The organism is Candidatus Nitrospira neuquenensis (assembly GCF_979578155.1).
The window spans coordinates 83,159-108,806 of record NZ_CEFZDU010000003.1 but is presented as its reverse complement, the minus strand read 5'-3'; the positions used below and the strand labels follow the sequence as shown (position 1 = coordinate 108,806).

At 68.1% G+C, this 25,648-nt stretch carries 24 protein-coding genes; 5 read left to right on the top strand and 19 right to left on the bottom strand.

Going from position 1 to position 25,648, the window contains the following annotated elements; translation table 11 throughout:
- Window positions 1-10 precede the first annotated feature (10 nt).
- The 11 genes from purL to AC1U7O_RS01745 all read right to left on the bottom strand — a co-directional run bounded on the left by purL (window position 11) and on the right by AC1U7O_RS01745 (window position 10,303).
- Window positions 11-2,272: a phosphoribosylformylglycinamidine synthase subunit PurL gene (gene purL / locus AC1U7O_RS01795; protein ID WP_479892849.1), complete on the bottom strand. Its 2,262-nt coding sequence runs from the start codon at window positions 2,270-2,272 to the stop codon at window positions 11-13.
- Window positions 2,273-2,322: 50 nt separating this feature from the next.
- Window positions 2,323-3,327 (bottom strand): M23 family metallopeptidase, encoded by a 1,005-nt coding sequence (locus tag AC1U7O_RS01790; RefSeq protein ID WP_479892847.1) that lies wholly within the window; start codon window positions 3,325-3,327, stop codon window positions 2,323-2,325.
- A gap of 11 nt (window positions 3,328-3,338) precedes the next feature.
- Window positions 3,339-4,055 carry a phosphoribosylformylglycinamidine synthase subunit PurQ gene (gene purQ / locus AC1U7O_RS01785; protein ID WP_479892846.1) on the bottom strand — a complete coding sequence of 239 codons (717 nt, stop codon included), beginning with the start codon at window positions 4,053-4,055 and terminating at the stop codon, window positions 3,339-3,341.
- Between the two features lie 53 nt (window positions 4,056-4,108).
- Complete coding sequence (purS, locus tag AC1U7O_RS01780; protein WP_479892845.1) at window positions 4,109-4,351, bottom strand: phosphoribosylformylglycinamidine synthase subunit PurS; 243 nt, start codon at window positions 4,349-4,351, stop codon at window positions 4,109-4,111.
- Window positions 4,348-4,596, bottom strand: coding sequence for a hypothetical protein (locus AC1U7O_RS01775; protein WP_479892844.1), 249 nt, complete (start codon window positions 4,594-4,596; stop codon window positions 4,348-4,350). Before AC1U7O_RS01775 ends, purS begins: the two co-directional genes overlap by 4 nt.
- Window positions 4,583-5,302, bottom strand: a complete 720-nt coding sequence (gene purC, locus AC1U7O_RS01770) for a phosphoribosylaminoimidazolesuccinocarboxamide synthase (RefSeq protein WP_479892843.1) — start codon at window positions 5,300-5,302, stop codon at window positions 4,583-4,585. The genes AC1U7O_RS01775 and purC overlap by 14 nt, the downstream gene beginning before the upstream one ends.
- A 2-nt stretch (window positions 5,303-5,304) precedes the next feature.
- Entirely contained in the window at window positions 5,305-6,639 is a 1,335-nt protein-coding gene (purB, locus tag AC1U7O_RS01765) for an adenylosuccinate lyase (RefSeq protein WP_479892842.1), read from the bottom strand.
- A 3-nt stretch (window positions 6,640-6,642) separates the two neighbouring features.
- Window positions 6,643-7,167, bottom strand: coding sequence for a transcription antitermination factor NusB (nusB, locus tag AC1U7O_RS01760; protein WP_479892840.1), 525 nt, complete (start codon window positions 7,165-7,167; stop codon window positions 6,643-6,645).
- 49 nt (window positions 7,168-7,216) lie between these two features.
- The gene (ribH, locus tag AC1U7O_RS01755) at window positions 7,217-7,750 is read right to left on the bottom strand and encodes a 6,7-dimethyl-8-ribityllumazine synthase (protein WP_479892839.1); all 534 of its coding nucleotides are present in this window, start codon (window positions 7,748-7,750) and stop codon (window positions 7,217-7,219) included.
- Between the two features lie 54 nt (window positions 7,751-7,804).
- Entirely contained in the window at window positions 7,805-9,010 is a 1,206-nt protein-coding gene (locus AC1U7O_RS01750; protein ID WP_479892838.1) for a bifunctional 3,4-dihydroxy-2-butanone-4-phosphate synthase/GTP cyclohydrolase II, read from the bottom strand.
- A gap of 69 nt (window positions 9,011-9,079) precedes the next feature.
- Window positions 9,080-10,303, bottom strand: a complete 1,224-nt coding sequence (locus tag AC1U7O_RS01745) for an MFS transporter (protein WP_479892836.1) — start codon at window positions 10,301-10,303, stop codon at window positions 9,080-9,082.
- Window positions 10,304-10,451: 148 nt separating this feature from the next.
- On the opposite strand from AC1U7O_RS01745, the gene AC1U7O_RS01740 reads away from it, so the two are divergent.
- The 3 genes from AC1U7O_RS01740 to groL all read left to right on the top strand — a co-directional run bounded on the left by AC1U7O_RS01740 (window position 10,452) and on the right by groL (window position 13,711).
- The gene (locus AC1U7O_RS01740) at window positions 10,452-11,450 is read left to right on the top strand and encodes a sigma-70 family RNA polymerase sigma factor (RefSeq protein ID WP_479892834.1); all 999 of its coding nucleotides are present in this window, start codon (window positions 10,452-10,454) and stop codon (window positions 11,448-11,450) included.
- Window positions 11,451-11,706: 256 nt separating this feature from the next.
- A complete protein-coding gene (locus tag AC1U7O_RS01735; protein ID WP_479892832.1) occupies window positions 11,707-12,012 on the top strand; it encodes a co-chaperone GroES in 306 nt (101 codons plus the stop codon).
- Between the two features lie 67 nt (window positions 12,013-12,079).
- Window positions 12,080-13,711: a chaperonin GroEL gene (gene groL, locus AC1U7O_RS01730; protein WP_479892831.1), complete on the top strand. Its 1,632-nt coding sequence runs from the start codon at window positions 12,080-12,082 to the stop codon at window positions 13,709-13,711.
- A gap of 149 nt (window positions 13,712-13,860) precedes the next feature.
- Here groL and AC1U7O_RS01725 read toward each other — a convergent pair whose 3' ends face one another.
- On the bottom strand, window positions 13,861-15,480 hold the full coding sequence (locus AC1U7O_RS01725) for a [protein-PII] uridylyltransferase family protein (RefSeq protein ID WP_479892830.1): 1,620 nt from the start codon (window positions 15,478-15,480) through the stop codon (window positions 13,861-13,863).
- A 195-nt stretch (window positions 15,481-15,675) separates the two neighbouring features.
- On the opposite strand from AC1U7O_RS01725, the gene AC1U7O_RS01720 reads away from it, so the two are divergent.
- Together AC1U7O_RS01720 and AC1U7O_RS01715 are read left to right on the top strand one after the other, a co-directional pair.
- Window positions 15,676-17,937, top strand: coding sequence for a [protein-PII] uridylyltransferase family protein (locus AC1U7O_RS01720; protein ID WP_479892829.1), 2,262 nt, complete (start codon window positions 15,676-15,678; stop codon window positions 17,935-17,937).
- 388 nt (window positions 17,938-18,325) lie between these two features.
- The gene (locus AC1U7O_RS01715; RefSeq protein WP_479892828.1) at window positions 18,326-19,015 is read left to right on the top strand and encodes an acyl-homoserine-lactone synthase; all 690 of its coding nucleotides are present in this window, start codon (window positions 18,326-18,328) and stop codon (window positions 19,013-19,015) included.
- Here AC1U7O_RS01715 and AC1U7O_RS01710 read toward each other — a convergent pair.
- The 7 genes from AC1U7O_RS01710 to AC1U7O_RS01680 form a co-directional block, all read right to left on the bottom strand.
- Window positions 18,987-19,775: a helix-turn-helix transcriptional regulator gene (locus AC1U7O_RS01710; protein ID WP_479892827.1), complete on the bottom strand. Its 789-nt coding sequence runs from the start codon at window positions 19,773-19,775 to the stop codon at window positions 18,987-18,989. The genes AC1U7O_RS01715 and AC1U7O_RS01710 overlap by 29 nt on opposite strands.
- Before the next feature lie 152 nt (window positions 19,776-19,927).
- Window positions 19,928-21,355, bottom strand: coding sequence for a multiheme c-type cytochrome (locus tag AC1U7O_RS01705; protein WP_479892825.1), 1,428 nt, complete (start codon window positions 21,353-21,355; stop codon window positions 19,928-19,930).
- Between the two features lie 14 nt (window positions 21,356-21,369).
- Window positions 21,370-22,410 (bottom strand): cytochrome b, encoded by a 1,041-nt coding sequence (locus AC1U7O_RS01700; protein ID WP_479892823.1) that lies wholly within the window; start codon window positions 22,408-22,410, stop codon window positions 21,370-21,372.
- On the bottom strand, window positions 22,407-22,859 hold the full coding sequence (locus AC1U7O_RS01695) for a QcrA and Rieske domain-containing protein (protein WP_479892821.1): 453 nt from the start codon (window positions 22,857-22,859) through the stop codon (window positions 22,407-22,409). Before AC1U7O_RS01695 ends, AC1U7O_RS01700 begins: the two co-directional genes overlap by 4 nt.
- 73 nt (window positions 22,860-22,932) lie before the next feature.
- Window positions 22,933-24,087, bottom strand: a complete 1,155-nt coding sequence (locus AC1U7O_RS01690) for an ammonium transporter (protein ID WP_479892820.1) — start codon at window positions 24,085-24,087, stop codon at window positions 22,933-22,935.
- 212 nt (window positions 24,088-24,299) lie between these two features.
- Window positions 24,300-24,740 carry a cyanase gene (gene cynS, locus AC1U7O_RS01685; protein WP_479892819.1) on the bottom strand — a complete coding sequence of 147 codons (441 nt, stop codon included), beginning with the start codon at window positions 24,738-24,740 and terminating at the stop codon, window positions 24,300-24,302.
- Between the two features lie 57 nt (window positions 24,741-24,797).
- On the bottom strand, window positions 24,798-25,646 hold the full coding sequence (locus AC1U7O_RS01680; RefSeq protein ID WP_479892817.1) for an ABC transporter ATP-binding protein: 849 nt from the start codon (window positions 25,644-25,646) through the stop codon (window positions 24,798-24,800).
- Window positions 25,647-25,648: the final 2 nt, after the last annotated feature.

Sequence of the window (25,648 nt, the reverse complement as noted above, 5' to 3'; positions counted from 1 at the left end):
CCCCCCACCTTCACGACTGCCCCAACGCCCGCTCGATGCCGTTCGCCCAGGCGTCGTGGAGCGCGGCGAGATCCGCGTCGATCCGGCAGGCCGCCCCCCAGCGGTCCGCCGCGACCTCGACGATGAGCCGGCCCCCGCCCACCCGGCCGATCGCCGCGGCCGGCACGCCGCGACCCCGTGCCGCCTTCACCACCGCGTCAACCTGGTCCGGACCGGCCGACACGACGATGCGTGACTGACTCTCGCCGAACAACAGCGAATCCCGTCGGAGGCCGGACGGCGCCAATTCTACCACGGCGCCCAGGGGTCCCGCCGGAGCCGAAAGGCAGGATTCCGCCAGCGCCACCGCGAGCCCGCCGTCGGAGCAGTCGTGCGCCGACCGAATGAGCCCGCCCCCGATCAGGTCCCGCACGCAGGCCTGGACCGCCTTCTCCCGCTCCAGGTCGAGCTGCGGCGGCGAGCCCTGCTCCCGCTGGTGGACGACGCGCAGGTACTCCGTGCCCCCCAGGTCGTCGCGGCTCTCCCCGAGCAGGATGATGACGTCGCCCACCTGCTTGAACCCCTGCGTCATGGCGCGGTCGGCCGGCTCGATCAGCCCGACCATGCCGAGGATCGGCGTCGGGTAGATGGACAGGCCGTTCGTCTCGTTGTAGAAGCTCACATTGCCGCTGACGACGGGGATGGACAAGGCCTCGCAGGCGTCCTTGATCCCCTCGATGCAGAGGATGAACTGCCACATCACGTCCGGCCGCTCGGGGTTGCCGAAGTTCAGACAGTCGGTCAGCCCGATCGGCTCCGCGCCCGAGCAGGCCAGGTTGCGCGCCGCCTCCGCGACCGCGATCATCGCGCCCACGTAGGGATGGAGCAGGCAGTACCGCCCGTTGCCGTCCGTCGTCAGGGCCAAGGCCTTGTCCGTGCCCTTGATGCGGACCACGGCGGCATCCGAGCCCGGACGGACGAGCGTGTTGGTGCGCACCATGTGATCGTACTGCCGGTAGACCCAGGCCTTGCTCGCGATCGTGGGCGAGGCGAGGAGGGAGAGCAGCAGCTCCGTCGGGGAGGTCTTGAGCGGCAGGTCGGGCAGCACGTCGAGGTTGAGCGCCTGGAGCGTCTCCTGGTAGGCGGGCGGGGCGCTGGGCCGCTCGTAGCGCGGGCCGTCGTCCGCCAGCGCCCTGGCCGGAATCTCCGCCACGACTTTCCCGGCCTCGCGGACCCGCAGCATCCCGTCCGCCGTGACCCGGCCGATGACCGCCGCGTCGAGGTCCCACTTGCGGCAGACGGCGAGCACCTCCTCCTCGCGGCCCTCCTTGGCGATCATCAGCATCCGCTCCTGGGATTCGGAGAGCATGATCTCATAGGGCGTCATGCCCGGCTCGCGCCGCGGCACCTGCGCGAGGTCCAGCTCCACGCCGTTGCCGGCCCGCGCGGCCATCTCGCAGGAGGACGAGGTCAGGCCCGCCGCGCCCATGTCCTGGATGCCGACGAGCAGGTCGCCCGCCATCAGCTCCAGACAGGCCTCCAGCAGGAGCTTCTCGGTGAAGGGGTCGCCGACCTGGACCGTCGGCCGCTTGGCTTCCGAGCCCTCGTCGAAGGAGTCCGAGGCCATGGTCGCGCCGTGGATGCCGTCCCGGCCGGTCTTGGAGCCGACGTAGATCACGGGGTTCCCCACGCCCGTCGCGAGCCCCCTGAAGATGCGATCCTTCCTCACGATGCCCAGGCAGAAGACGTTGACGAGGGGATTGTGGGTATAGATTTCGCCGAAGACGGCCTCGCCGCCGACCGTCGGCACCCCCATGCAGTTGCCGTAGCCGGCGATACCCGCGACCACGCCCTTGAACAGATGTCGGTTCAACGGCCGGTCCAGCGGCCCGAACCGCAGCGAGTCGAGCAGCGCGATCGGCCTCGCCCCCATCGTGAAAATGTCGCGCAGGATGCCCCCTACGCCGGTCGCCGCGCCCTGGTAGGGCTCGATGAAGGAGGGGTGGTTGTGGGACTCCATCTTGAAGACGGCCGCGAGCCCGCCGCCGATGTCCACCGCGCCCGCGTTCTCGCCCGGCCCCTGGACCACGCGCGGCCCCGTGGTCGGGAGCTTCTTGAGATGCACGCGCGAGCTCTTGTAGGAGCAATGCTCCGACCACATGACGGAGAACATGCCGAGCTCGGTCAGGCTCGGCTCCCGGCCGAGGACCTCGACGATCTTCCGATACTCCTCGTCGGTCAGGTTGTGCTGCGCGACGAGATCCTTGGTGATGGGCGGATCCGTGGCTTTCATCCGTCACGCCGCTTCATCTTGTACGCCTTGCGCACCGCGGCCTCCTTCTGTCAGCGCACCGTCACCGTCCGCACGACTTCGCGGCTGAGCTCCCCGCCCTCGGCAGAGCGCGTCAGCGTGACCCTGCCCGTGTAGGAACCGGACGGCCAGGTCTCGGCCTTGAGTCGCTTGCCGACGTAGGCGAAGCGGCGCGCCTGGGTCTTCTCGATCGGCTGCTCCTCCTCCAGCACCGGCTTCCCGTCCGGACCGGTGATTTGGAACCGCAGCCGGTCGCCCGCCTCCACGCCGAAGATGTCCACCCAGAAGACCAGGGCCGGAGCGCTCGCCGACAGGAGGCCGTCGAGGCCCTCTCCCTTGCGGATGGCCGCCGGGTCCGGCCGATCGGCGGCGAAGCCGGCGTGGTACAGGACCACCTCCTCATAGGGCAGGAAGAGGCCGGCCCCCCACAGGGCCTGACCCTCCTGCCCGCATCCCGAGGCGGCTCCCCGGCCCGTGAAGGGATCAACCGCCCGTCCGTCCCGGCGGACCGCCAGATGGACATGGGGAAATTCCGTCTGGCCGGAGAGCCCGACGAGGCCGAGTCGGGCGCCGGCCTCGACCCGCTCGCCGACCTTGACCGTGATGCTGCCCCTCCGCAGATGGCAGTACTGCGTCTCCCACCCCTCCCCATGATCGAGCACCACCCCGTTGCCGCACGCCTTCCCCTTGACCCTGGCGCGGGAGGCCGCACCGGTGAGGGCCGCATCCGCCACTCCATCCCGGACGCTCATGACGAGGCCGGGCGCGCTCGCCACGACAGACACCCCCTTGGCCATCACGCCGAGGTCACGGATCGCGAAGTCGGTCCCGTCATGGCCGTTGTAGGTCCGCGGGCCGCAGCGGAAGTCCCTCGCCTGCGTCGAGGGGTCCGTGTCCACGTAGTTGACCAGCCAACAGGTCTCCCCGAGCAGGCAGTCCAGCGGCAGTCCCAGCCCCTGGAGATCGAGCGGTGCAGCGCCGACCGCCGCGGCCGGGCCAAGGAGAACGACGAGGAACGCGAGTAGCGGAAGTCCCACGCCCGGCGCCCCTAGGCTGTGCGAGCCCCGAGGCTCGCCTTGTTCAGCGCGTCCAGCATCGAAAGGAAGATCAGCCGGCCGTCCTCGTTCCCCAGGATTGCCTCGGCGCACCGCTCGGGGTGCGGCATCATGCCCATGACGTTGCCGGCCGCGTTGATGATCCCGGCGACGCCGTCCAGCGAGCCGTTGGGGTTGGCCGCATCCGCGAGCTCCCCCTCCGGCGTGCAGTAGCGGAACACGACCTGGGCGTTGGCCTTGAGCTGGGAGAGGGTCACCGCGTCGGTGTAGTAGTTCCCGTCGGCGTGGGCGATGGGAATCCTCAGCACCTGCCCCGGCTCGCAGCGCCCCGTGAAGGGCGTGGCGGCGTTCTCGACGCGGACGTGCACGTCCTCGCAGATGAAGGCGAGCGAGCGGTTCCGCAACATGGCCCCCGGCAGCAGGCCGGCCTCCAGGAGGATCTGAAACCCGTTGCAGATGCCGAGCACCAGCCCTCCCTCGGCGGCGAAGCGCGTGACCGCTCCCATCACGGGCGAGAAGCGCGCGATGGCGCCGGTCCGCAGGTAGTCGCCGTAGGAGAAGCCGCCGGGCAGGATCACGGCGTCGAGCCCGGTCAGCGACGTCTCCTTGTGCCAGACGGGCGTGACGCGCTGGCCCAGGACGTCGGAGAGGACATAGATCACGTCGTGGTCGCAGTTGCTGCCGGGAAAGATGAGGACGCCGAAATGCATGAGCGGTTTGGAATTTTACCTTTCGAATGACGTCGTCCCGACAGGTTCAACACTCACGGTGTCAGCTCGTAGCTGTATTCTTCGATAATGGTGTTGGCCAGGAGCTTCTCGCACATGGCCTTGACCTGGGCCTCGGCCTTGTCCCTGGCCGACTCCTTGAGGTCCATCTCCAGGTATTTGCCCATCCGGACGTTGCCGGCGCCGGTGAACCCCAGGGTCTCCAGCGCATGCTCGATCGCCTTGCCCTGCGGGTCCAGGATGCCGGGCTTCAGGGTCACGTGAATCTTCGCCTTCACGGTCGTCGTTCCTCCTCCGTCACCCGGGTCAAGTTGCCGATGTACGTCTTCACCCAGAGAATCAGGCCGATCGTCCCGAGGCCCGCCAGCGCGAGGGCCGCGAAGGTCCACCGCCAGAACGGGTCGGGCGCGTGGTAGGCCATCAGGGCCACGGCCGCCACCCAGACGGACACGGCGGCGATCAGCCCGTAGTCCATCAACCGCTGGGCGACCGTGCGGCGCGGCGCCGGCTCAGGCGCAGACACGGCGCAGCACCTCCCGGTAGGCCTCCTCGATCCGCCCCAGGTCCTTGCGGAAGCGGTCCTTGTCCATGGACTCCCGCGTCTCCTGGTCCCAGAACCGGCAGGTGTCGGGAGAGATTTCGTCGGCCAGGATGAGCCGCCCCCGATGCAGCCCGAACTCCAGCTTGAAGTCCACCAGGATCATGCGCCGCTCCCGGAAGAACGGGACGAGGATGCCGTTGACCTTGAGCGCGAGAGCCTTGATGTCCGCCACCGTCGCGGCATCGGCCAGCTTGAGCAGGCGGATATGCTCCTCGGTGATCAGGGGATCGCCCAGCGCGTCGTGCTTGTAATAGAACTCGACGAGCGGCGGCGCGATCGGCTCGCCCTCCGGGAGGCCGAGCCGCTTGGCGAGGCTTCCGGCCACGAGGTTGCGGACCACGACCTCGATCGGGACGATCCGCACCTTCCTCGTCAGCATCTCCCGGTCGCTGAGCCGCTTAACGAAGTGGGTCGGCACGCCGCCCTCCTCCAGCAGACGGAAGAGCCGCTCGCTGACCCGGTTGTTGACGAGGCCCTTGTCGAGGATCGTCCCCTTCTTCTGGGCGTTGAAGGCCGTCGCATCGTCCTTGAAGTACTGGATGACCTGGTCGGGGTCGGACGTCTCGAAGACCTTCTTGGCCTTGCCCTCGTAGAGCAGCGCGCCCTTCGTCCCGGCGGCATCGGCCATCGTCAGGTTCCCCTCCCCGGCCGTCGAGGCCGGCCGCCGCGCGGCCCCGTGAAGACGCGCCGGTAGATCGTATCCAGGTGCCGCAGATAGTACCGCGCGTCGAAGCAGGCGGCGATGCGCTGCGGCGTCAGGTAGCGGGTCACCAGTGGGTCCTTGGCGATGAGGTCCTGGAACCCGGCCCTGCCCCGCCAGGCCTCCATCGCGCAGCGCTGGACCGCCTCGTAGGCGTCCTTCCGCTGGGCGCCCCGCTCCACCAGGGCCAACAGGAGCCGTTGCGAGTAGATCAGGCCGCCGGTGAGCTCCAAGTTCCGCTTCATGCGATCGGGATAGACCAGCAGCGTCCGGACGATCTCGGTGAGCCGGGCCAGCATGTAGTCCACGAGAATCGTGCTGTCCGGCAAGATCACCCGCTCGACCGAGGAGTGGCTGATGTCGCGCTCGTGCCAGAGCGCGACGTTCTCCAGCGCGGCCAGGCTGTTGGCCCGGACGATGCGGGCGAGGCCGCAGAGGTTCTCCGAAGCGATGGGGTTCCGCTTGTGCGGCATCGCGGAAGAGCCCTTTTGCCCGGCCGAGAAATACTCCTCGGCCTCCAGCACCTCGGTCCGCTGCAGATGCCGGACCTCGGTGGCGATCTTCTCGACCGTCGCCGCGAGCAGGGCCAGCGCCGAGAGGTACGCGGCGTGCCGGTCCCGCTGCACGACCTGGCTGGACACGGGGTCCGGCTTCAAGCCCAGCCGGCGGCAGACAAAGGCCTCGACCTCCGGTCCCAAGTGCGCGAAGGTGCCCATCGCGCCGGACAGCTTCCCGACCGCGATCTCCTCCCGCGCGGCGCGGAGCCGCGCCCGGTGCCGGACAACCTCCTCGTACCAGATGGCCAGCTTGAAGCCGAAGGAGATCGGCTCGCCGTGAATCCCGTGGGATCGCCCGACCATGACCGTGTCCCGATGCTCGACGGCCCTGGCCTTGAGCACCGCCAGCAGCCCCTCGACGTCCCGGAGGACGAGGTCCATCGCCTCCGTCATCTGGACGGCCAGGGCCGTGTCCACGATGTCGGAGGAGGTGAGCCCCGTGTGCAGGTGGCGCGCGTCCGGCCCCACGGACTCGGCCAGCGACTCCAGGAAGGCGATCACGTCGTGCTTGACCACCTTCTCGATCGCGGCGATCCGGTCCGGGTCGATCTTGGCCCGGCGACGGACGCGAGCCGTGACGCCGCGGGGCACCTTGCCCGCCCGCTCCAGCGCCTCGCAGGCCAGCAGCTCCACCTCCAGCCAGACCTCGTATTTACGCCTCAGCTCCCAGACCGCCTTCATGCGCGGGAGCGTGTACCGGTCAATCACCACTCACCCATGGTTCGTCTCTCGTCTCTCGTCGGTCGCGCCGCATCGCTCGCGGGATAGATCGCGATCGCCGTCTCCCGTTTTACGTTTCACCGCCGCTTCGGCCTCCGCCCGCTTGCCGGCCAGCCGCTCGTCCACCCTGAGGATCTTGTCCAGCACGCCGTTGACGAAGCCCGTCGCTTCCTCATCCGCGAAGGCCCGGGCCAGCTCGACGGCCTCGTTGATCGTGACGCGAGCCGGCACGTCCGGCATCCACAGGAGCTCGTACACCGCCGCGCGCAGGATGTTCCGGTCCACGACCGGCATGCGGCCGACGGTCCAGTTGGCGGACTGTGCACCGATCACGGTATCCAGCTCCTGGCGCCGCTCCCGGACACCCTCGACGAGCCGATCCGCGAACTCGCGCACGTCGTCCGGTTCCGGGTGTTGGAGCCAGAAGTCCTGCAGCCAGGGGCCCGGCGCCCCGTGGATGTCCCACTGGAAGAGCAACTGGAGCGCGCGCGCGCGTGCTGTGCGACGGCTGCCCATGATCGAACGGCGGCAAGTAGCAAGTCCACACGCGGGCGAGTAGAGGCCGTCAGGACCTGCGGCTCCCCCGTGGACCTCGTTTGCCGCCTGCCCCTTGCAACTTGCTCCCTTGCCTAGGCCCTTTCAACTGTTTGAGCAGCGTCGCCATCTCGATCGCCGTCCGCGCGGCGTCGGCCCCGCGGTTGCGCTCCCCCGCGCCGGCGCGCGCGAGCGCCTGGTCCACCGTGTCCGTCGTGAGGACGCCGAAGATGACCGGCAGGCGCGCATCGAGCGACGCCCGGGCGATGCCCCGCGCGGCCTCGGCGCTGATGTACTCGAAATGCGGGGTCTCGCCGCGGATGACGGCGCCGAGGCAGATCACGGCGTCCACCCGACGGGACGACGCGAGCGCGCGCGCCGCGAGCGGAATCTCGAAGGCGCCGGGCACGCGCACGACGACCAGGGCCTCGTCCGCGGCGCCGGCCTCGGTCAGGGTCTCGACCGCGGCGGCGAGGAGCCGGCGCGTGATGAACTCGTTGAAGCGGCTGACGACGAGGCCGAAGCGCAGGCCCCTGGCGTCAAGATGGCCTTCGATGGTCGTCATGCCGTCGCGTGTCCAGGCCGGGAGGAAAGGAACCGCGTGCGCGGCGCCGCGCCGTCACACGTTGCTCAGGATGTGGCCGAGCTTGGTCTTCTTCGTCCGCAGGTACCGCTCGTTCGCCTCGTGCGGCGGAATCTCGATGGGCACGCGCTCGACGACCCGCAGGCCGTAGCCCTCGATGCCGACGATCTTGCGCGGGTTGTTGGTGATCAGCCGGATGTCGCGGAGGCCCAGGTTCACGAGAATCTGTGCGCCGATCCCGTAGTCGCGCAGGTCCGGCTTGAAGCCGAGCTGCAGGTTGGCCTCGACCGTGTCGCTGCCCTCGTCCTGCAGCTTGTAGGCCCGGATCTTGTTCAGCAGCCCGATGCCCCGACCTTCCTGGTTCAGGTAGAGGAGGACGCCCCGCCCCTCCTTCTCGATGATCCGCATCGCGTGGTGGAGCTGGTCGCGGCAATCGCACCGGAGCGAGCCGAACACGTCGGCGGTCAGACAGCCGGAGTGGACGCGCACGAGGGTGGGCCCCTGGTCCACGAGCCCCTTCACGAGCGCGATGTGGGTACCGCCGTCCACCTCATTCTCGAAGACCACCGCCTCGAACTCGCCGAACAGGGTCGGCAGCTTCGCGCCCGCGATGCGCTTGATGAAGGTCTCGCGGCGCATCCGGTATTCGATGAGGTCCTTGACCGTGACGATCTTCAGCCCGTGCGCCTTCGCCACGGCCTGCAGCTCCGGCACGCGCGCCATCGTGCCGTCGTCGTTCATGATCTCGCAGATGACGGCCGCCGGGTAGAGGCCCGCGAGCCGGGCTAGGTCCACGGAGCCCTCGGTCTGCCCGGCGCGCTTGAGCACCCCGCCCTTCTGGGCCTTGAGGGGAAACACGTGGCCGGGCCTGGCGAGGTCGGCCGGCTTGCATTTGGGGTCGATGGCCGTGCGGATCGTGGTCGCCCGGTCGGCGGCCGAGATGCCCGTCGTGATGTGCTTGCGGGCGTCGATGGAGACCGTGAAGGCCGTGCCGAAGGTCGCCGTGTTCTCGGCGGCCTGCGGCGGGAGCTGGAGCTCCTCCACCCGCTCCGGCGTCAGGGCCAGGCAGATCAGCCCGCGGGCGTGCTTGGCCATGAAGTTGATGGCCTGCGGCGTCACCTTCTCCGCCGCCATCACCAGGTCGCCCTCGTTCTCGCGGTCCTCGTCATCCACGAGGATCACGAAGCGGCCCTTCTTGATCTCCTTGATCGCCTCGTCGATCGTGTCGAAGCCCGCGGCCATGCGTGAGCCTCCTGCCTCTGTCGCCGTCAAGCTAAGTGCTCAAAAGGTAAAACTTATCTCCCCATCGTGTCAACGGGAAAAACCGCCGGGCTCCGCGGCCGGACTGTTTCGCGCACGATGCGCCGCCTCGACGCTGGCCCAGGCGCCCATGGCCACCGCCGCGAACCCGAAGAACCCCGACCGATAACTCCCCGTCAGCTCATGGAGCAGTCCCAGGGACAGCGGGAGCAGGAAGCCCCCGAAGGCGCCCGCCGCGCCGACCAGGCCGGCGGCAAGGCCGATCTGCTTGGGAAACCGCTCGGACACCAGCCGAAAGACCACGCCGTTGCCGAACCCCAACAGCGTGACGGACAGGAACAACACCGGCGCCGCCCACGGGAGCGGCGGCATCGCGCCGACGCCCAGGCCGAGGAGGGCGACAAACGGGAAGAGCCACCGCAACAACCCCAGCGCTTCCCTCCGGTCGGCGGCATAGCCCCCGGCCGGTCGGACCAGACTCCCGGCCAGCGCGCAGCCCGCCGTGACCGCCCCCGCGGCGACGACGTCGAGGCCATACCGATCGTGCAGGAAAGTCGGCAGGAAGCTCGACAGCCCGACGAAGCCGCCGAAGGTCACGGCATACAGCGCGCAGAGCCAGGGCAACGACCGGCGGCGCAGCGCGTCCGCGAGCGATGCGGGCCAGGGCGAGTCCGTCGCCCGGCGAGCCCGCCCCGGAGTCCCGGGCACCAGCGCGGCGAAGAGCAGGAGGGTCGCGAAAACCGGCAGGGCGAGGGCCCCGAAGACGCCGCGCCACCCGAACGCCTCGGCCAACGCCGGCGCCGCCAGCATCGCCAGCACGGTCCCGCTGTTGGCCGAGGCGGCCACACCGAGGGCCAGCCCCTGGTGCGCCGGTGGGTAGGCCACGCTGGCCAGCTGCAGGGCGACGGCGAAGCTCGCCCCGGCCACGCCGACGGCCAGCCCGACCCCGAGCATTTCCCCATAGGTACCCGCCGCGCTCCAGCCCCACAGCAGGCCGAGCCCCGCACAGCCGAGGATCGCCATCCCCACGGGCTTGGCGCCGTGGCGGTCCGCGAGCAGGCCGACGGGCACGCGCAAGAGCGAGCCGCTCAAGAGGGGCACCGCCACCAACAACCCCTTCGCGCCGGGACCCAGGCCGAACTCCTCCGCGATCGGCACCGCGAGCGCCCCGATGAGGAGCCAGACCATGAAGCTCACTTCGAAATGCAGCCAGGCGGCGAGGAGCGTGGGCCAGTGCCCGCTCCGAAGCGATCGCCACAGGTGTTGCGCCGGCATGCTCGTCTCCTTCGCGTCGCCCTGCACTATAGGCGTCGTCGGTACCGTCCCGCAAGAACGCGGGCTCTGGGGCCGCGCGGCGCGTCGCGCTTTTGTGCTGGCCCGCCGTTCCGTTTATAATGCCCTCGATCCAACACCCGGATACGCCATGACCGACCGAGCGCACGAAGACCTGGAAGAGACGCCGGAGACGGACGACGTCGAGGCGGGGCCCGACACGCTCGCCGCCATGGAGCTCTCGCCGGAGTCGGCGGAGCCCGCGCGGGCCGCGGACCGGGACGAGGCATCCGGCACGGCCCTCGCCCCCACGACGACCCTGCAACGCTACCTGGCTGAGGTCCGTCGCTACCCCTACCTCTCCAAGGAGGAGGAGCTCCGGCTCTTCCGCGAGTACCAGGAGCAGGGCAGCCGCGAGGCGGCCGTCCGCCTGATCCTGGCGAACCTCCGCGTGTCGGTCGCGATCGCCTCCGAGTACCTGCACACCGGCTTCGACCACATGGACCTGATCCAGGAGGGCAACGTCGGGCTGATGCAGGCGATCAAGAAGTTCGACCCGACCAAGAACGTCAGGTTCCACGCCTACGCGGCCTGGTGGGTGCGGGCCTACATCCTCCGGTACCTGCTGAACAACTTCCGGCTCGTGAAGGTCGGCACGACGCAGGACCAGCGCAAGCTCTTCTACAATCTCCGCAAGGAGAAGGCCCGGCTCGAGCACCAGGGCTTCGCGCCGGACACGAAGCTCCTGGCCGACCGGTTGCAGGTCCGCGAGCGCGACGTCATCGAGATGGACCAGCGCCTGGGGAACTGGGAGCTGTCGCTCGACCAGCCGCTGAGCGAGGATTCCGACGGCACCCTTTTGGACGTCCTGCCGTCCCAGCAGACCCCCGCCGACGAGGAATTGGCGGACAACGAACTGCGGATCATCTTCCGCCGAAAGCTGGCGGAGTTCACCAGGACCCTCGACGAGCGGGACGAAGACATCCTCCGCAATCGGATCCTCTCGGAAACGCCCCTGACCCTGGAAGACTTAGGCCAGAAGTACGGCATCACCAAGGAGCGCACCCGACAGATCGAAGCCAGGATCATCAAGCGCCTGCGGGACTACATGAAGAAGGAAATCAAGGACTTCGACTTGCTCAGATCCTGAGCTCCCGCGCCGGCGGCCTCCGCGGCCCGGCATCCGCCTTCCAACGGACTTCCCCGCGCCTCCCCGAGAAAGAATTTCCCCCAGGCCCCCTTGACTTGAGGCGGCTCGGGGCTATCTCAAAGCCGGTCTACGGCCTTCCACACCGACCCGCGGCGGGGACGGGGGAACGCCCTCCCCGGTCCCGACACCAGCCGGCGGGTACCGATTCGGGGAACTCAGTGCCATACCACTAATTTCATCAGGAGGAGGGGTCAGCATGGCCACGGAAACCAAGGAGAAGAAGGCTTCAACCGCAGCGAAGAACTTCCAGCCGCTGGGCGATCGGGTCTTCATCACCTACACCGAGGAGATGGAGCGGACGGCCGGGGGCATCTACGTGCCGGATTCGGCCAAGGAGAAGCCGCAGCGGGGGACCGTCCAGGCCGTGGGCAAGGACGTCAAGAACCTGAAGGTCGGCGATCAGGTGCTGTTCGACAAGTACTCCGGCAGCAAGCTTCGGATCGACGACGAAGACTGCCTGATCCTCAAGGAAGAGGACGTGCTCGGGGTCTTCACCTCCTAACGGAGGGTGCCTCTCGACCGCGTGAGTTTCGACACTGAACGATGCGACCAATGAATGGAGGACGACGATGCCAAAGCAGCTGCTGTACAGTGACCAGGCCCGGGCCGCCATCCTGCGCGGTGTGAACCAGTTGGCCGACGCCGTGAAGGCCACCCTGGGGCCGAAGGGGCGCAACGCGATTCTCGATAAGAAGTTCGGTGCGCCGACCATCACCAAGGACGGCGTGACCGTCGCCAAGGAGATCGAACTCAAGAACCCCTACGAGAACATGGGCGCCCAGCTCGTGCGCGAGGTCGCGAGCAAGACCAGCGACACGGCGGGCGACGGCACGACCACCGCGACCGTGCTCGCGCAGGCCATCTTCCGCGAGGGCGCGAAGAACATCACGGCCGGCGGCAACCCGATGGAGATCAAGCGGGGGATCGACCGCGCCGTCGAGGCCGTGGTGGCGGAGCTCAAGAAGCTCAGCAAGCCCTGTCAGAACAAGAAGGAGATCTCGCAGATCGGTACCATCTCCGCGAACAACGACTCGACGATCGGCGAGCTGATCGCCGAGGCGATGGAGAAGGTGGGCAAGGACGGCGTCATCACGGTCGAGGAGGCCAAGTCCATGTCCACGTCGCTGGACGTGGTCGAGGGCATGCAGTTCGACCGCGGATACATCTCCCCCTACTTCGTCACCAACGCCGAGCGCATGGAAGCCTCCCTCGAAGAGCCCTTCCTGCTCATCCATGAGAAGAAGATCAGCGGCATGAAGGACCTCCTGCCCCTCCTGGAGCAGGTGGCCAAGATGGGGCGGCCGCTCGTGATCATCGCCGAGGACGTCGAGGGCGAGGCGCTCGCCACCCTCGTGGTCAACAAGCTGCGCGGCACCCTCAACGTCGCGGCCGTCAAGGCCCCGGGCTTCGGCGACCGCCGGAAGGCCATGCTGGAAGACATCGCCATCCTGACCGGCGGCCAGGTGATCTCGGAGGAGTTGGGCCTCAAGCTGGAGAACATCAAGCTCACCGACCTGGGCCGGGCGAAGCGCGTCACGATCGACAAGGACAACACGACGATCGTGGAGGGCTACGGCGATCCGAAGAAGATCGAGGCCCGCGTCAAGCAGATCAAGGCGCAGATCGAGGAGACGACCTCGGACTACGACCGGGAGAAACTCCAGGAGCGGCTCGCGAAGATCGTCGGCGGAGTCGCCGTGATCAACGTCGGCGCCGCGACCGAGACCGAGATGAAGGAAAAGAAGGCGCGCGTCGAGGACGCCCTGCACGCGACCAAGGCGGCCGTGGAGGAGGGCATCGTTCCCGGCGGCGGCGTGGCGCTGCTGCGCTGCATCCCCGCACTGGAGAGCCTGAAGCTTCCGGCCGAGCAGCAGGTCGGCGTGAACATCGTCCGGCGCGCGCTCGAAGAGCCGATCCGGCAGATCGCGGAGAACGCCGGCGTCGAGGGCTCGGTCGTCGTGGACAAGGTCCGGCAGAACGCGAAGGCGTCGTTCGGGTTCAACGCCGCGACCGAGCAGTACGTAGACATGCTGGAAGCGGGGATCATCGACCCGACCAAGGTGACTCGGTGCGCGCTGCAGAACGCGGCCAGCGTGGCGGGCCTGATGCTCACCACCGAGGTCATGATCACGGAGCTGCCGGAGGAGAAGAAGGAACCGGCCATGCCCGGCCACAGCCACGGCATGGAGGGGATGTACTGAGCAGACACCCTACCCGACAGCCGTAGGCCGTCCGAGCTCGGTCGTAGGGCCGGGGGATCGCAGGATCGCCCGGCCCTATGTTCTTGGAGGGAGGAGGTATGGTGTCGAGCTACCGTGGAACGTCGAGCGACCCATGCGCCTCCGGCCGCTCAGCGGAGCCGGTCTCGCCGACGCGTCGCCCCTCGCTCGCGCTTCTTCAACGCCGCCTTGAGTAGCGCGCAGTCCTCCGGCTTGTAGAACAGGTTGACGAAGGCCCGGTGCACGATGCCGGTGTGCCGGGCCAAGTCCGCAGCGAATCGCCTCCTCGCCGCTCGCCGATCCCGCGTCCCATAGCCCAACCTGATCCCGCAACGGGCTATCTCGTCCTCCCCCTCCGGCAGCGCGTGGGTCTGCAGATCGTGGACCATCTGGAGCTTGTGCTCGACGTTGCGCAGGAACAGATAGGCCCGCACCAGCCGGTCGTGCTGGGCGGCTGAGAGCAGGCCCTTGCGCCTGAAGCGCGCCAGCGAGTCGAGGGTGTTCCGGCTGACGATGCCCGGCAGGGCTTGGCCGCCCAACACCTGAACCGTCTGCACGAGAAACTCGATCTCTCGGATGCCCCCCGTTCCCAGCTTCACGTTCCGCTGCTGGTGGCCGCGGTCGGCCATCTTCCCGTCGATCATCTCCTTGACCGCCTTGACCTCGTCGAGCACGGCCCGCTGCGCGCGGGCACCGGCTTCGCCGTCCGGGCGCTGGAAGATGAAGGGGCGCACCCGCCTCAGAAAGTCTCTCCCCACGGCGGCGTCGCCCGCGATGGGCCAGGCCTTCAAGAGGGCAAGCCGCTCCCACACCTGGCCGCGGGTCTGGTAATACCGCTCATAGGAGGCCAGCGGCCGGGCGAGCCGACCGACCGACCCTTCCGCGCGGAGCCGCAGGTCCACGCGGAAGACATAACCCTCCTGCGTCACCTCGCCGAGCGCCCGTGTCAGGTCGCGGCCGAGATACTCGAAATATTCCTCGTTGGAGACGGAGGCCGCCGCCTTCGCGGCGGGGTAGGTCCGCCCTTCCTCCGAGGCGTAGACGTAGATCAGGTCCACGTCCGAGCTGTAGTTCAGCTCGCCGCCGCCCAGCTTCCCCATCGCGATGACGGCGAACCCGGTCTTCACGAGCCGCCCATAGCCGTCCCGGTGCATGGGAATGCCGTGGCGCCGGCGGAGCTCAACCTCCACGCACTCGTAGGCGGCCTGGATCAGGACGGCCGCGAGGTCCGTGAGGGCGACCGTCGTCTCGCGGACCCCCGTCAGCCCCAGCAGGTCGCGGACCGCGACCCGGAGCATTTCGCGCCGCTTGTACCGTCGCAACGCCTCCAGCTTGAGCTCGATCGCGTTGACGTTGGCGAGGAGGCCGCTCAGCGCCTTCTGCATCTCGTCCCGCGACGGCCTGCGGGTCAGGACCTCCTCTTCGCCGAGCCAGTAGATCAGATAGGGATCGCGGATGAGGGTCTGGGCGAGCGCCGGGCTGTTCCCGAGAATCGTGCAGAGCAGGTGCAGGATCCGCGGGGCGTCGCGCAGGTAATCGTAGAGCTGGCCGCGGTTGACGCCGGCCTGGATCAGCCGATCCCAGAAGTCCAGCGCCCGGTCCGGATCGGCCGTCCGCCCGACCGACTCCAACAAATCTCCGACGATGCGGGCGAGGCGCGCCCTGGTCGCCGGCTCGCCGGCCATGGCCTGGAGGTTCGCGTCGGCCCGCTTGGGGTCGGTGAAGCCGTAGGGAGCGAGCAGCCGGGCCACGGCATCGGGACTCAGGCCCGGGGCCAGCAGCAACTGCGCGGGGCCGGGGGACGGCCGGCGGCCTGGTCCGCCGCGACGGCCGGAGACCGCTCGCGGTCGGCCTGGCACGCGCGCCTGCATGGCGGGCATTATACTGGCCGGTCGCGGTACAGACAATGCGCGCACGGTCGGTTATACTTCACCCCATCGGTGCGCATGGTGGACGCCCAGGCTCAGATCGACGCCCTCACGCCCCTCTGCCCGCAGGTTCCCCCTGACCTCCTCCGCGACTTCGTCACGCGCATGGGAGAGGACTACTTCTCCCGGGTCGGTCCTGAGGACGCGGCCAAGCACTTGACGCTGCTCGCGCGGGTGAGCCTGGATCACCCCTGCCGGGCGGACATCAGCCGGCGACCCGACGGCCTGTACGACGTGGTCGTCGTCGCCTTCGACTATTTCTCCGAGTTCGCCACCATCTGCGGCGTGCTCTCGGCCCACGGCCTCGACATCCGCGAGGGCAGCATCCACACGATGGCCGAGGCCGGCCCCCCGCCGTCCGCCCGCCCGGCGCCCCTCAGAGCAAGGCCGCGGCGTTCCCCCTCGTCGGCGACGAGCAGTCGCCGGAAGATCGTGGACCTGTTCGTCGTGCGCCCGATCCCCGGCGTGTCCTTCGCCGAAGCGGACCGCCGCCACCTCGTGGGGGAGATGGACGCCGTCATCCGCTTGCTGGACGAACAGCGGTTCCAGGAGGCCCGGAGCCGCGTCAACCGCCCGCTCGTCGAGATGCTCGGCCGGCTGCGGGGAGCGTTCACCGGTCTCCTGCACCCGGTCCACATGCGATTCGACAACAGCCTCTCCCCCACCGACACGGTCATGGACATCCGGTCCACGGACACGCCCATGTTCCTGTACGCCTTCGCCAACGCCCTGACGATGCGCGGCCTCTACATCCGGCAAGCCCGGTTCGAGAATGTCGGCACGGAAGTCCGCGACCGCTTCTACGTCCAGGGTCGGCACGGGCGCAAGATCGAAGACCCGGCCGAGCAGCAGGAACTGAAGCAGACGGCGGCGCTGATCAAGCAGTTCACCCACGCCCTGACCTGGGCGCCGGACCCCGCCAAGGCCATCGAGTCGTTCGACCGCTTTCTCGACCGGCTCCTCGAACAGGGTCGGCGTGCGCCGGGCAAGGCGCTTCGGTTTCTCAGCGATCCCAGGCGCTTTGCGCCGCTGGCCCGCCTCCTGGGGACGAGCGACTTCCTCTGGCAGGATTTTCTCCGGCGCCAGCACGAGAACCTGCTGCCCGTGCTGGCGACCTACCAACGCCTCCCCTTGATCCGCCCGCGGGCGGTCCTGGCCGGCGAGCTGCGCCGACGCCTGGCCTCGGCGAAGAGCGACGACCGACGCCGACGCATCCTCAACCAGTTCAAGGACCGCGAGATGTTCCGGATCGATATGCGGCACCTGCTGGACCCCTCCACGACCCTGCCGGACTTCTCCCTGGCGCTCACGGAACTGGCAGAGGTCGTGGTGGCGCAGGCCTGGGCGGACTGCCAGCGCAGCCTCTCGCGCCGGCATGGGTCACCCCGCCTGGCGAAGGGCCGCCCCTGCCCCTTCGCCGTCTTCGGCCTGGGCAAGTTCGGCGGACGCGAGCTGGGCTATGCCTCCGACATCGAACTGCTGTTCGTCTACGGCGGGGCCGGTCGGACCGCGGGCCGCTCGGCGCTGGATAACGGGGAGTTCTTCGAACGGGTGGTGCAAGGAGTCCTGCAGTGGATCGAGGCCAGACCGGACGGGATTTTTCATCTCGACGTTCGACTCCGTCCGCACGGCGGCAAGGGGCTCCTCGCTAACGCCCTGGAGGAGCTTCGCGCCTACTACAGCCCCTCGGGCTTGAGCGCCCCCTTCGAGCGTCAGGCGCTGATCAAGCTGCGGTTCGTGGCCGGTGACCCCACCCTCGGCCGGCTGGTGGAGGCGCACCGGGACGCCTACGTGTACAGCGGCGAGCCCTGGGACCTCGCCGCCGCCCTGGACCTCCGCCGGCAGCAAATCCGCGAGTTTGTCGAGCCCGGACGGACCAACGTCAAGTACAGCGCGGGGGGGCTCATTGACATCGAATACCTGGCGCAATACCTCCAGCTCGCGCACGGACACCGGGTCGAGGCGATCCGCACGCCCAACACCCTCGCCGCGCTGGACGAACTCGGACGGGCCGGCCTGCTCGCGCCGGACGAGGTGCAGCGGCTGCGCGCCGCCTACCTGTTTCTCCGCGCGCTGATCGACGCCCTGCGCATCGTGCGGGGCACCGCCAAGGACCTCGTCCTTCCGGAACCGGACTCCGACGCCTTCATCTACCTCTCCCGGCGCCTCGGCTACGCCTCGGATCGCTGGGAGGAGGGCGCCGCCCGCCTGGCCGAGGATATCGCCCGGCACACGGAGAGCACGCGCGCCCTGTTCACCTCGCACTTCGGAACGCTGTAACCCGCGCCGGGCCCGACGCCTATCCCTGCCAGCCGATCCCGCTCATGATCGAAGGTCCACTCGGACCGAAGCGGGTTCTCCTTTGCGATCCAGGCGTATCTGTTCAAAGACGAACAGGTCGGTGCATCATCGTCCCGCTTTCCAACCCGGCCTGAAGCACGACGGGCCGAGCCGAAGTCCGGCGCGGCGCGAACCTCTGGATTCCTCGACTCTTTTACGGGCGCCGCCGAACCATCGCGTCGCGAATCCGTCTTCGCCCGCCTCCAGCTTCCATGGCCTGCTTTCTGAATGAACTCCCCTCGCTCCTGTCGCACCCTCGCCCCAGTCGCTCCTCTCCGCGCCAGGGCCGAGGGTCCCCCCCATCCACCCGGCGATCCCAGGACGCCCCATGCCGCACCTCCTCTCACCCCTCGAGGCCCCAGGCCCCCCACCGACCCGCGGTCCGACCCGGGAGGTTCGGTTCGCGGAAGGCCTTCTGACGGTCCGCCCCATCACCGCCCCCGACGACCTGGCAGAGGCCTACCGGCTGCGCCATCGCGTCTTCTGCACCCGCCTCGGGTGGGTTCCCTCGAGTCCGGAGGGATTGGAAACCGACCGTTACGACGCCTGGGCCCATCACCTCGGGGTCTATACGGAATCCGTCGGCCTCGCCGCCCTCGTGCGGGTCTTGCCCGCCGACTGCCCCTTCATGCTCGAGTCCGACTTCCTCGGCTTGGTCGGTCCGGACCACCGGATTCGCAAACAGCCCGACACGGCGGAGATCTCCAGGCTGGCCCTCGCCGACGACGACCGCCCGCCGCGGCGCGTGGCGATGCTGCTGTACAAGGGGCTGTACCAGTGGTCGCTGGCGAACGCCGTACGGTATCTCTACATGGAGGTGGAGCCGCGGTACTGGCGGGCGCTCACCCTGACCGGCTTCCCCTGTAGGCCGATCGGCCCCATCCGCCGCTGGCCGCCGGCGAACGTGGAGTCCGTCGCATTGCTGCTCGATTGGGAGGAGTTCCGGCTGGCGAATCGCGGGCGGCGTGACGACTGGCTGGCTTGGATGGCTACCAGGGGATCAGCCCCTGTTCCATAGCCAGCGCCACGGCGTGCCCACGGGTCAGGGCCTGGAGTTTTTGGAGGATGTTGCCGACGTGGAAACGGACCGTTCGTTCGCTGACGCCGATGATCTGCGCGATCTCCCAGTTGCTCCGACCTTCCTTCATCCATTGCAGCACCTCCCGCTCGCGCGCGGAGAGGGACACGGCGGCGGGCGCCGCGGCCGCCATCGTCCTGACCAAGGCGGCATGCAGATGCGGCACGAGGTGTTCGAGGACCAGCGCATGCCGGGGATGCTCCCCCATCGCCACGCCGGCGAAGGAAAAGAGGGTCCCGCGCCGTTGCCGAGGATCGTGCAGGCCGAGCGTGACGCCCTCACGGAGGCCGAACGCCGCGGCCAGGCCGATGAACTCACGCTCCGGCCTGGACACAACCCGGCGAAAGGTGTCCGACCACACCTGGGTCCCGAACCGCGTGAAGTGGGTGCGCACGATCGGGTCGACGGCCAGGAAGTTCTCGCGCAGGTACAGCGCGAGCCAGTCGGCAGGGTAACTGACGTTCTGAACCTTGAGGATTTCCCCCGGACGCCCCTGGGCCTCCGTCCTCGCCGCCCCGCAAACGACCCGCTCGCAGGGAAGGAGCCGCGCCACCGAGGCCAGGAGGTCGTGGAGCTGCTTGTCGGTGTTGACGGTCAGCGCTTCGTGGATCACTTCGAGCATGCAGGCCATCTCCCCCTTCGTCAGGTGGGAGCACAGCCTCTGCGCGGTGCCTTGCTCGTAGCCTCCACTGGCAGCCATCACGGCACTCCCGAACACCGGGCTACTCTGATCCTCGCCACGCTGGAGTACAATCCCCCCCTTTTGACCATCAGCCGCCTCGTCCGCCCTTTCGCCGGCAGAGCCACCGACATTCGCGTCGGGGAATTCATGGCCGTCGCTCGGAGCCGGCCTCAGCTCCCTCCGCCTCGCTTGCCTTGCATCTCCTTCTCATAAAACTCGACCATCTGGGCGATCTCTTCCTTGCTCATCCCGGTCTCGAACCACTTGTGGCCTTCCTTCGCGAGCATCTCGTGCGCCACCTGCGGCGAGAGGTCCCGGACCAAGGGCACGAACTTGGTGTAAAAGTGCTTGGCGACCTCGTAGAAGCCCTGCCAGTGGACGTAGTCCGGGGCGACCTTGGAGAGGCCGTGCCGGGCCCGGCGCCCCTCGTGGTGCCAGAGCTCGTAGAAGACCCAGTCGATCTCCTCATCGTAGGGGGTCGGCGTGATTTTCTTCATCTCCAGCAACCGGTCCATCGCGGCCTTGGCCGGCTTGCCGAACTTCTCGTTGTAGAGCGTGATCCCTTGATCCATCTGAGTGAAAAAGCGCTCGACGATCTGCTCACTGTGGCAGGAGGAACAGACCTGCCGCATGGCCTTCCGTCTGACCTCATAGTTCTCCAGCCTCGTCGAGATCACCGGCCGAAGCGTCCAACTGATCCGGTCGCCGACGTCGTGCGTCACCTCCTGCGTATCCGTCGCGCTCATGTGGCAGCTCGCGCAGGTGGGGAACTGGTAATCCCGCCCCGGGTGCCATTTCTCCGCCGGCATCGGCAACTTCATCTTGTCCTTGTTGGCGGAGTACATCACCCCGTGCTTGCTCTCGTAATAGGCCTCGATCTGGGGATGGTCCGGCCCCATGTGACAGCGACCGCAGTTCTCCGGCTGCCTGGCCTGGGCGATCGAGAAGCTGTGCCGGGCATGACAGGCGGCGCAGGTGCCCTTGGAGCCGTCGGGGTTGACCCGGCCGATCCCCGAGTTGGGCCAGGTCGCCGGATGGAGCTTCCCGTTCTCCATAACCTTCACGATGCTGCCGTGACAGCCGGCGCAGCCGGACGTGACCACCTCCGGCCCCTCCACGACGTTGCCCAGGAAATTGTCCAACGAGCCCGTGAACTGCGCACCCTTCGCATGGTGGGAACGGAGAAACTCCTTGGCCTCTCGGTCGTGGCATTGCATGCAGTCCTTGGGCGTCACCAGGGTGGAGATGGTCGAGCCGTAATGTTCATAGGCATCCGGCTCGCCGTGCTCCGCCCGATGGCACTCGATGCAACCGATCCCCTTCGGCGCGTGCCGGCTCGTCTTCCAGTCGTTGATCCCGCCGACGGAGACGTCCTTGGCCATGTGGCAGTCGATGCACTTCTTGTTGTCCGCCGAGATGAAGGGCCGGAGGCCGCCCTCCCGCCGTTCCTCGACCTGGACATACCCCACCCCCGTCAACGCCAGGAAGAGGACGAGGCAGAGGCCTCCGATCAGGTAGCGGGTGAAGTTCAGCTTGCCGTGGTTGACGGACGGGGCGTCCCCCTCTGGTTCCGTCGAAGCTGGATCGTGTGGTTCCATGTCGTCCTCCGGCCCTACATTCTCGTGTCCAAGACCATCAACGCCGCGAAGGCAAAGACCACCGCGGCGGCGACGATCGCGTTGATCACGGCCATCGGCCAGCCCCGTTCCGTCAGGAACCGATCGGCGAAGGGATAGAGGACGAAGAGAGCGGCGCCGCCGAGGAGGCTCCAGAGCGCCAACGGGCTCGGGAGCAACGTGATCCACATGTACGCGGCGGAGAAGTACCAGGGGGGCGAAACGTCCGACGCGACCTCCTGGACATTGGCCGGCGGCCCCAGGGTGGGGGGAAAGATCATCACCAGGTCCACCATGAAGAGGAGCAGACCGGCCGCGATCGCTCCCATGGTCAAGGTGTGCTCGGGATAGAAGGGGTGGGAGCCGCGGCTGCCCTTCACCTCGGCGAATCCCAGGAGGCGGACCACCAGGATGTGCCCGATCACCAACGCGCCCAGGAGGGCCGGCAGGAGCTTCGTGTGAAGGTCGTAGAGCCGCAGCAGCGTCCCGCCCGACACCTCCTCCCCCCCCCGCAGCAGATGCAGGAGCGGTCCGCCCGCAACGGGCAGGGTCCCGATCATGCTGGTGACCACGGTCATGCCCCAGTAGGAGACGTTGTCATAGACCAACGAATAGCCCGTGAACCCCATGGCGAAGGTGAGGAGCAGCACGACGGAGCCGCTGATCCACTTCAGCTCCCCCGTCGGCCGGTAGGCCCTCGTCACAAAGACCCGAATCACATGGAAGAGGAGGAACAGGATCATCAGGTCCACGGAGGTCTTGTGGAGGCCGCGGACGAACCAACCCAAGTAGACCGCGTTGGTGATCTGCGCCACGCTGTCATAGGCCTTGTCCGCGGCCGGCACGTAGTAGAACGTCAGCATCAAGCCCGTCGCGACGAGGACGCCGAACAGGGTCAGGGGAATCGCGCCGAGCGTGTAGGGCCACCAGTCCAGATGGGCCGGCAGGTCCTTCTGGATGTAGTCAACCCACCTCTTCCGCGGAACGTCCTCCGTAGCCGGCGTTGGGGCCTCGATGGGCGTGCTCTCCGTCATCATACCGATGCGCTCTCGATGGTCACGTAGTACTGCTCGCCCCGCTTGACGACCTCGAACCGGTCGAGCGGTCGGGGCGGCGGCCCGGCGATGTTCTTGCCGGTCCGGTCGAAGGCTCCCCGGTGGCAGGGACAGACGAACTGCTCACGCTCCTTGTTCCAGGACACCAGGCAGCCGAGGTCGGTGCAGCGCCGAGAGAACGCCACGACGCCCTCCTCCGAGCGCAGGACCATGATCTTCTGCCCGCCGAGGTCCATGGGCACAGCTTCGTGCATCGGCACCTGGGCGGCGGTCCCGATCAGGACGGCCAGACTCCGCTTCCCCTGCGGCGCCGGGACGATGAACTGGAGGAACCGCAGCGCGAGCGTCCCCAGGCCGAACAGCAGCCCGAAGCCCATCACCGCCTGGCTCAAAAACCGGCGGCGCCCCACGTCGTCATTGATGACCGCCATCGCCTCCCCTTCGAATCCGAATGCGCATGGGATGCGGCACGGGGCACCGACTCGGTCCCGGCCGCCCGACACGTCACGAATAGCCCTTCTCCCCGTGCTGGGCCAGGTCGAGCCCCATGAGCTCTTCCTCGTCCTGGACCCTCGGAGGGATGACCCTCCGACAGAGCAGGAACAGCGGCACCGTGACGGCGGCGGTGTAGGCCCAGACCGCCACGACCGCGACCAGTTGCGCGAAGAACTGGTAGGGATAGCCGAAAAAAAGCCCGTCGGTGCCGTCGGGATTGACCAGTGAGGATGCGAACAACCCCGTCGCGACCATGCCCCAGGTGCCGCCCACCCCGTGGACGCCGAAGACGTCCAGCGAGTCGTCGTAGCCTAGGATCGGCTTGAGGAAGTTCACGGCCATATAGCAGAGCCCGCCCGCGCCGACCCCGACCACGAGCGCCGAGAGGTGCCCGACGTAGCCCGCCGCCGGCGAGATGGCCACGAGGCCGGCCACCGCGCCGCTGACCGTCCCGAGGGCGGTCGGCTTTTCGCGCTGCAGCCACTCGGCGACGGTCCACGTCAGCGCGGAGGCCGCGACGGCGACCTGGATCGCTAGGGCTGCGCTGGTCGCAACCGCCATCCCGGCCCCCTTCGCGCCGGCCGAAAACCCGTACCACCCGACCCACATCAGGCAAGCGCCGCAGAGGGAGAGAGGAAGGTTGCCCGGCATCATGTCCGTGCGGCCATAGCCCCGTCGCGGACCGGTCAGCACCGCCAGCGCGAGCGCCGTGACGCCGGCCGTGACATGGATGACCGCCCCTCCGGCGAAGTCCAGGCTCCCCAGCCCGACCAACCACCCGTCGCCCCAGAGCCACCGGGCCACCGGTCCGAAGACCAGCGCGAGCCACAGGCCGCCGAAGACCAGAAAGAACGGCAACCGGACACGCTCGACCACGGCCCCCGACACCAGCGCCAACGCGAGCGCGCCCGCCAGCGCGACAGACATCGAGCCCAGCGGGTCCCCGCTCCTCACCGCCCCCCCGCCGAGGGATCTCAGGGCCAGCCAGAGCGGCCAACCCGCGGACGCCAGCGCGACCGCCGCGAAGGGCAGGCCGATGGTGCTGAGGATGTTCTTGCGTCTCACCATGCCGCCGTAAAACAGGGCGAGACCCGGGATCGTCAACAGGGTCAGGCTCACGCAGATGAGCGCCCATACCGCCGACCACTTCGCATGCACATCCATCGTGCCTCATGAGACAGCAAGCCGCGTGCCATCACGGCAGGTCGCATTTCAAAGGAATCGACACCGGGTGCCGCGGGAGACGCTCGGCGTTCCGACAAAATTGTCGGCCGGCCGACAATTTTGTCCCGCGCGATCGCGGGAGGCGGAGGGTTGGCCCCCGACCAAGAGGGGCGGAGCGGCCGGCACACCGACCGCTCCGCCGGACGAGGCGCTCAGAAGGTCTTGTACTCGAGCCACTTCCCGTTCAGCGTGATCTTGCAGCGCGCTTCCCCTTGGGTGCCGGTGACTTTCTCCATCTCGATCGTAAAGTCGATGGCGCTCATGATGCCGTCCCCGAACATTTCGTTCGCCAGCTCCCGCATCGCGTCGCCGTAGACGCCGATGATCTCCAGCAACCGATACTTGAAGGGATCGGTCGTGTTCGGAAAATCGGCGCGGACCGGAAACTTGCTCAGGGCCCCCGCGGTCTGTTGGTCTAGCCCGAGCAGCTCGCCGACCTTGGCCGCCTCCGCTTCCGTCAGACGATGGTTGCCGTGCAAGGCCGCCGCCACGAACGTCGGTGCCTTGCCGACCGCCTTGGCGATCTGGGCGATCGTCACCCCCCGTTCCAACCGCTTGGCCTTGATGACGTCACGAACGGTCTTTGCGTCCATCTCTCCCTCCATCGGATGATGAGTGCACTGCGCCGTTGCCCCAGGCCCCTCCGCCGCTCAGAAACGGACCACCAGCGGATCGCCGGCCTCCGCCGACTCGATCGCGCCCTCCGCGCCCCCGTGCGCGCCCTTCGCGTGTCGCACCAGGAAATGGATGACGTGGTTGCGGATCTTGTAGTAGTGCGGGTGCTCGATGATGGTGTCGCGCGAGCGGGGCCTGGGAATCGTCACGTCCACGATCTCGGCGATCCGCGCGCCCGGCCCGTTGGTCATCAACAGAATCCTGTCCGAGAGCAGGATCGCCTCGTCCACGTCGTGGGTGACCATGAAGACCGTGTTGCGGGTCGTCATCCACATTTGCACCAGCTCCTCCTGGATGACGCCGCGGGTCAGGGCGTCGATCTGCGCGAACGGCTCGTCGAGCAGGAGGACCTTCGGCTCGATGGAGAAGGCCCGAGCCAGGCCGACCCGCTGCTTCATCCCGCCGGACAAGGCGGAGGGCCGCTTGCCCTCCGAGCCCTTCAGCCCGACGAGGTTGACGTACTTCTGGACGTGCGCGGCGATCCGCTCGCGGTCCCACTCGGGATACGCAGCGCGGACGGCCAGCCGGATGTTCTCGAATACCGTCATCCAGGGCATCAGGGAAAAATTCTGGAACACCACCATCCGGTCGAGCCCCGGACCGGCCACCTCCTTGCCGCCCAGGATGATGCCGCCCTCGCTCATCGTCTCGAGCCCGGCGATGATGTTCAGCAGCGTGCTCTTCCCGCACCCCGAATGGCCGATGCAGGTGACGAACTCTCCCTGCTCGATCTTGATGGTGACGTCCTTGAAGACGCACACCTGCCCGACGCCGGAATGGCTCGGGAAGTACTTGGTCACGTGGTCGACTTGCAGAAAGGACATGG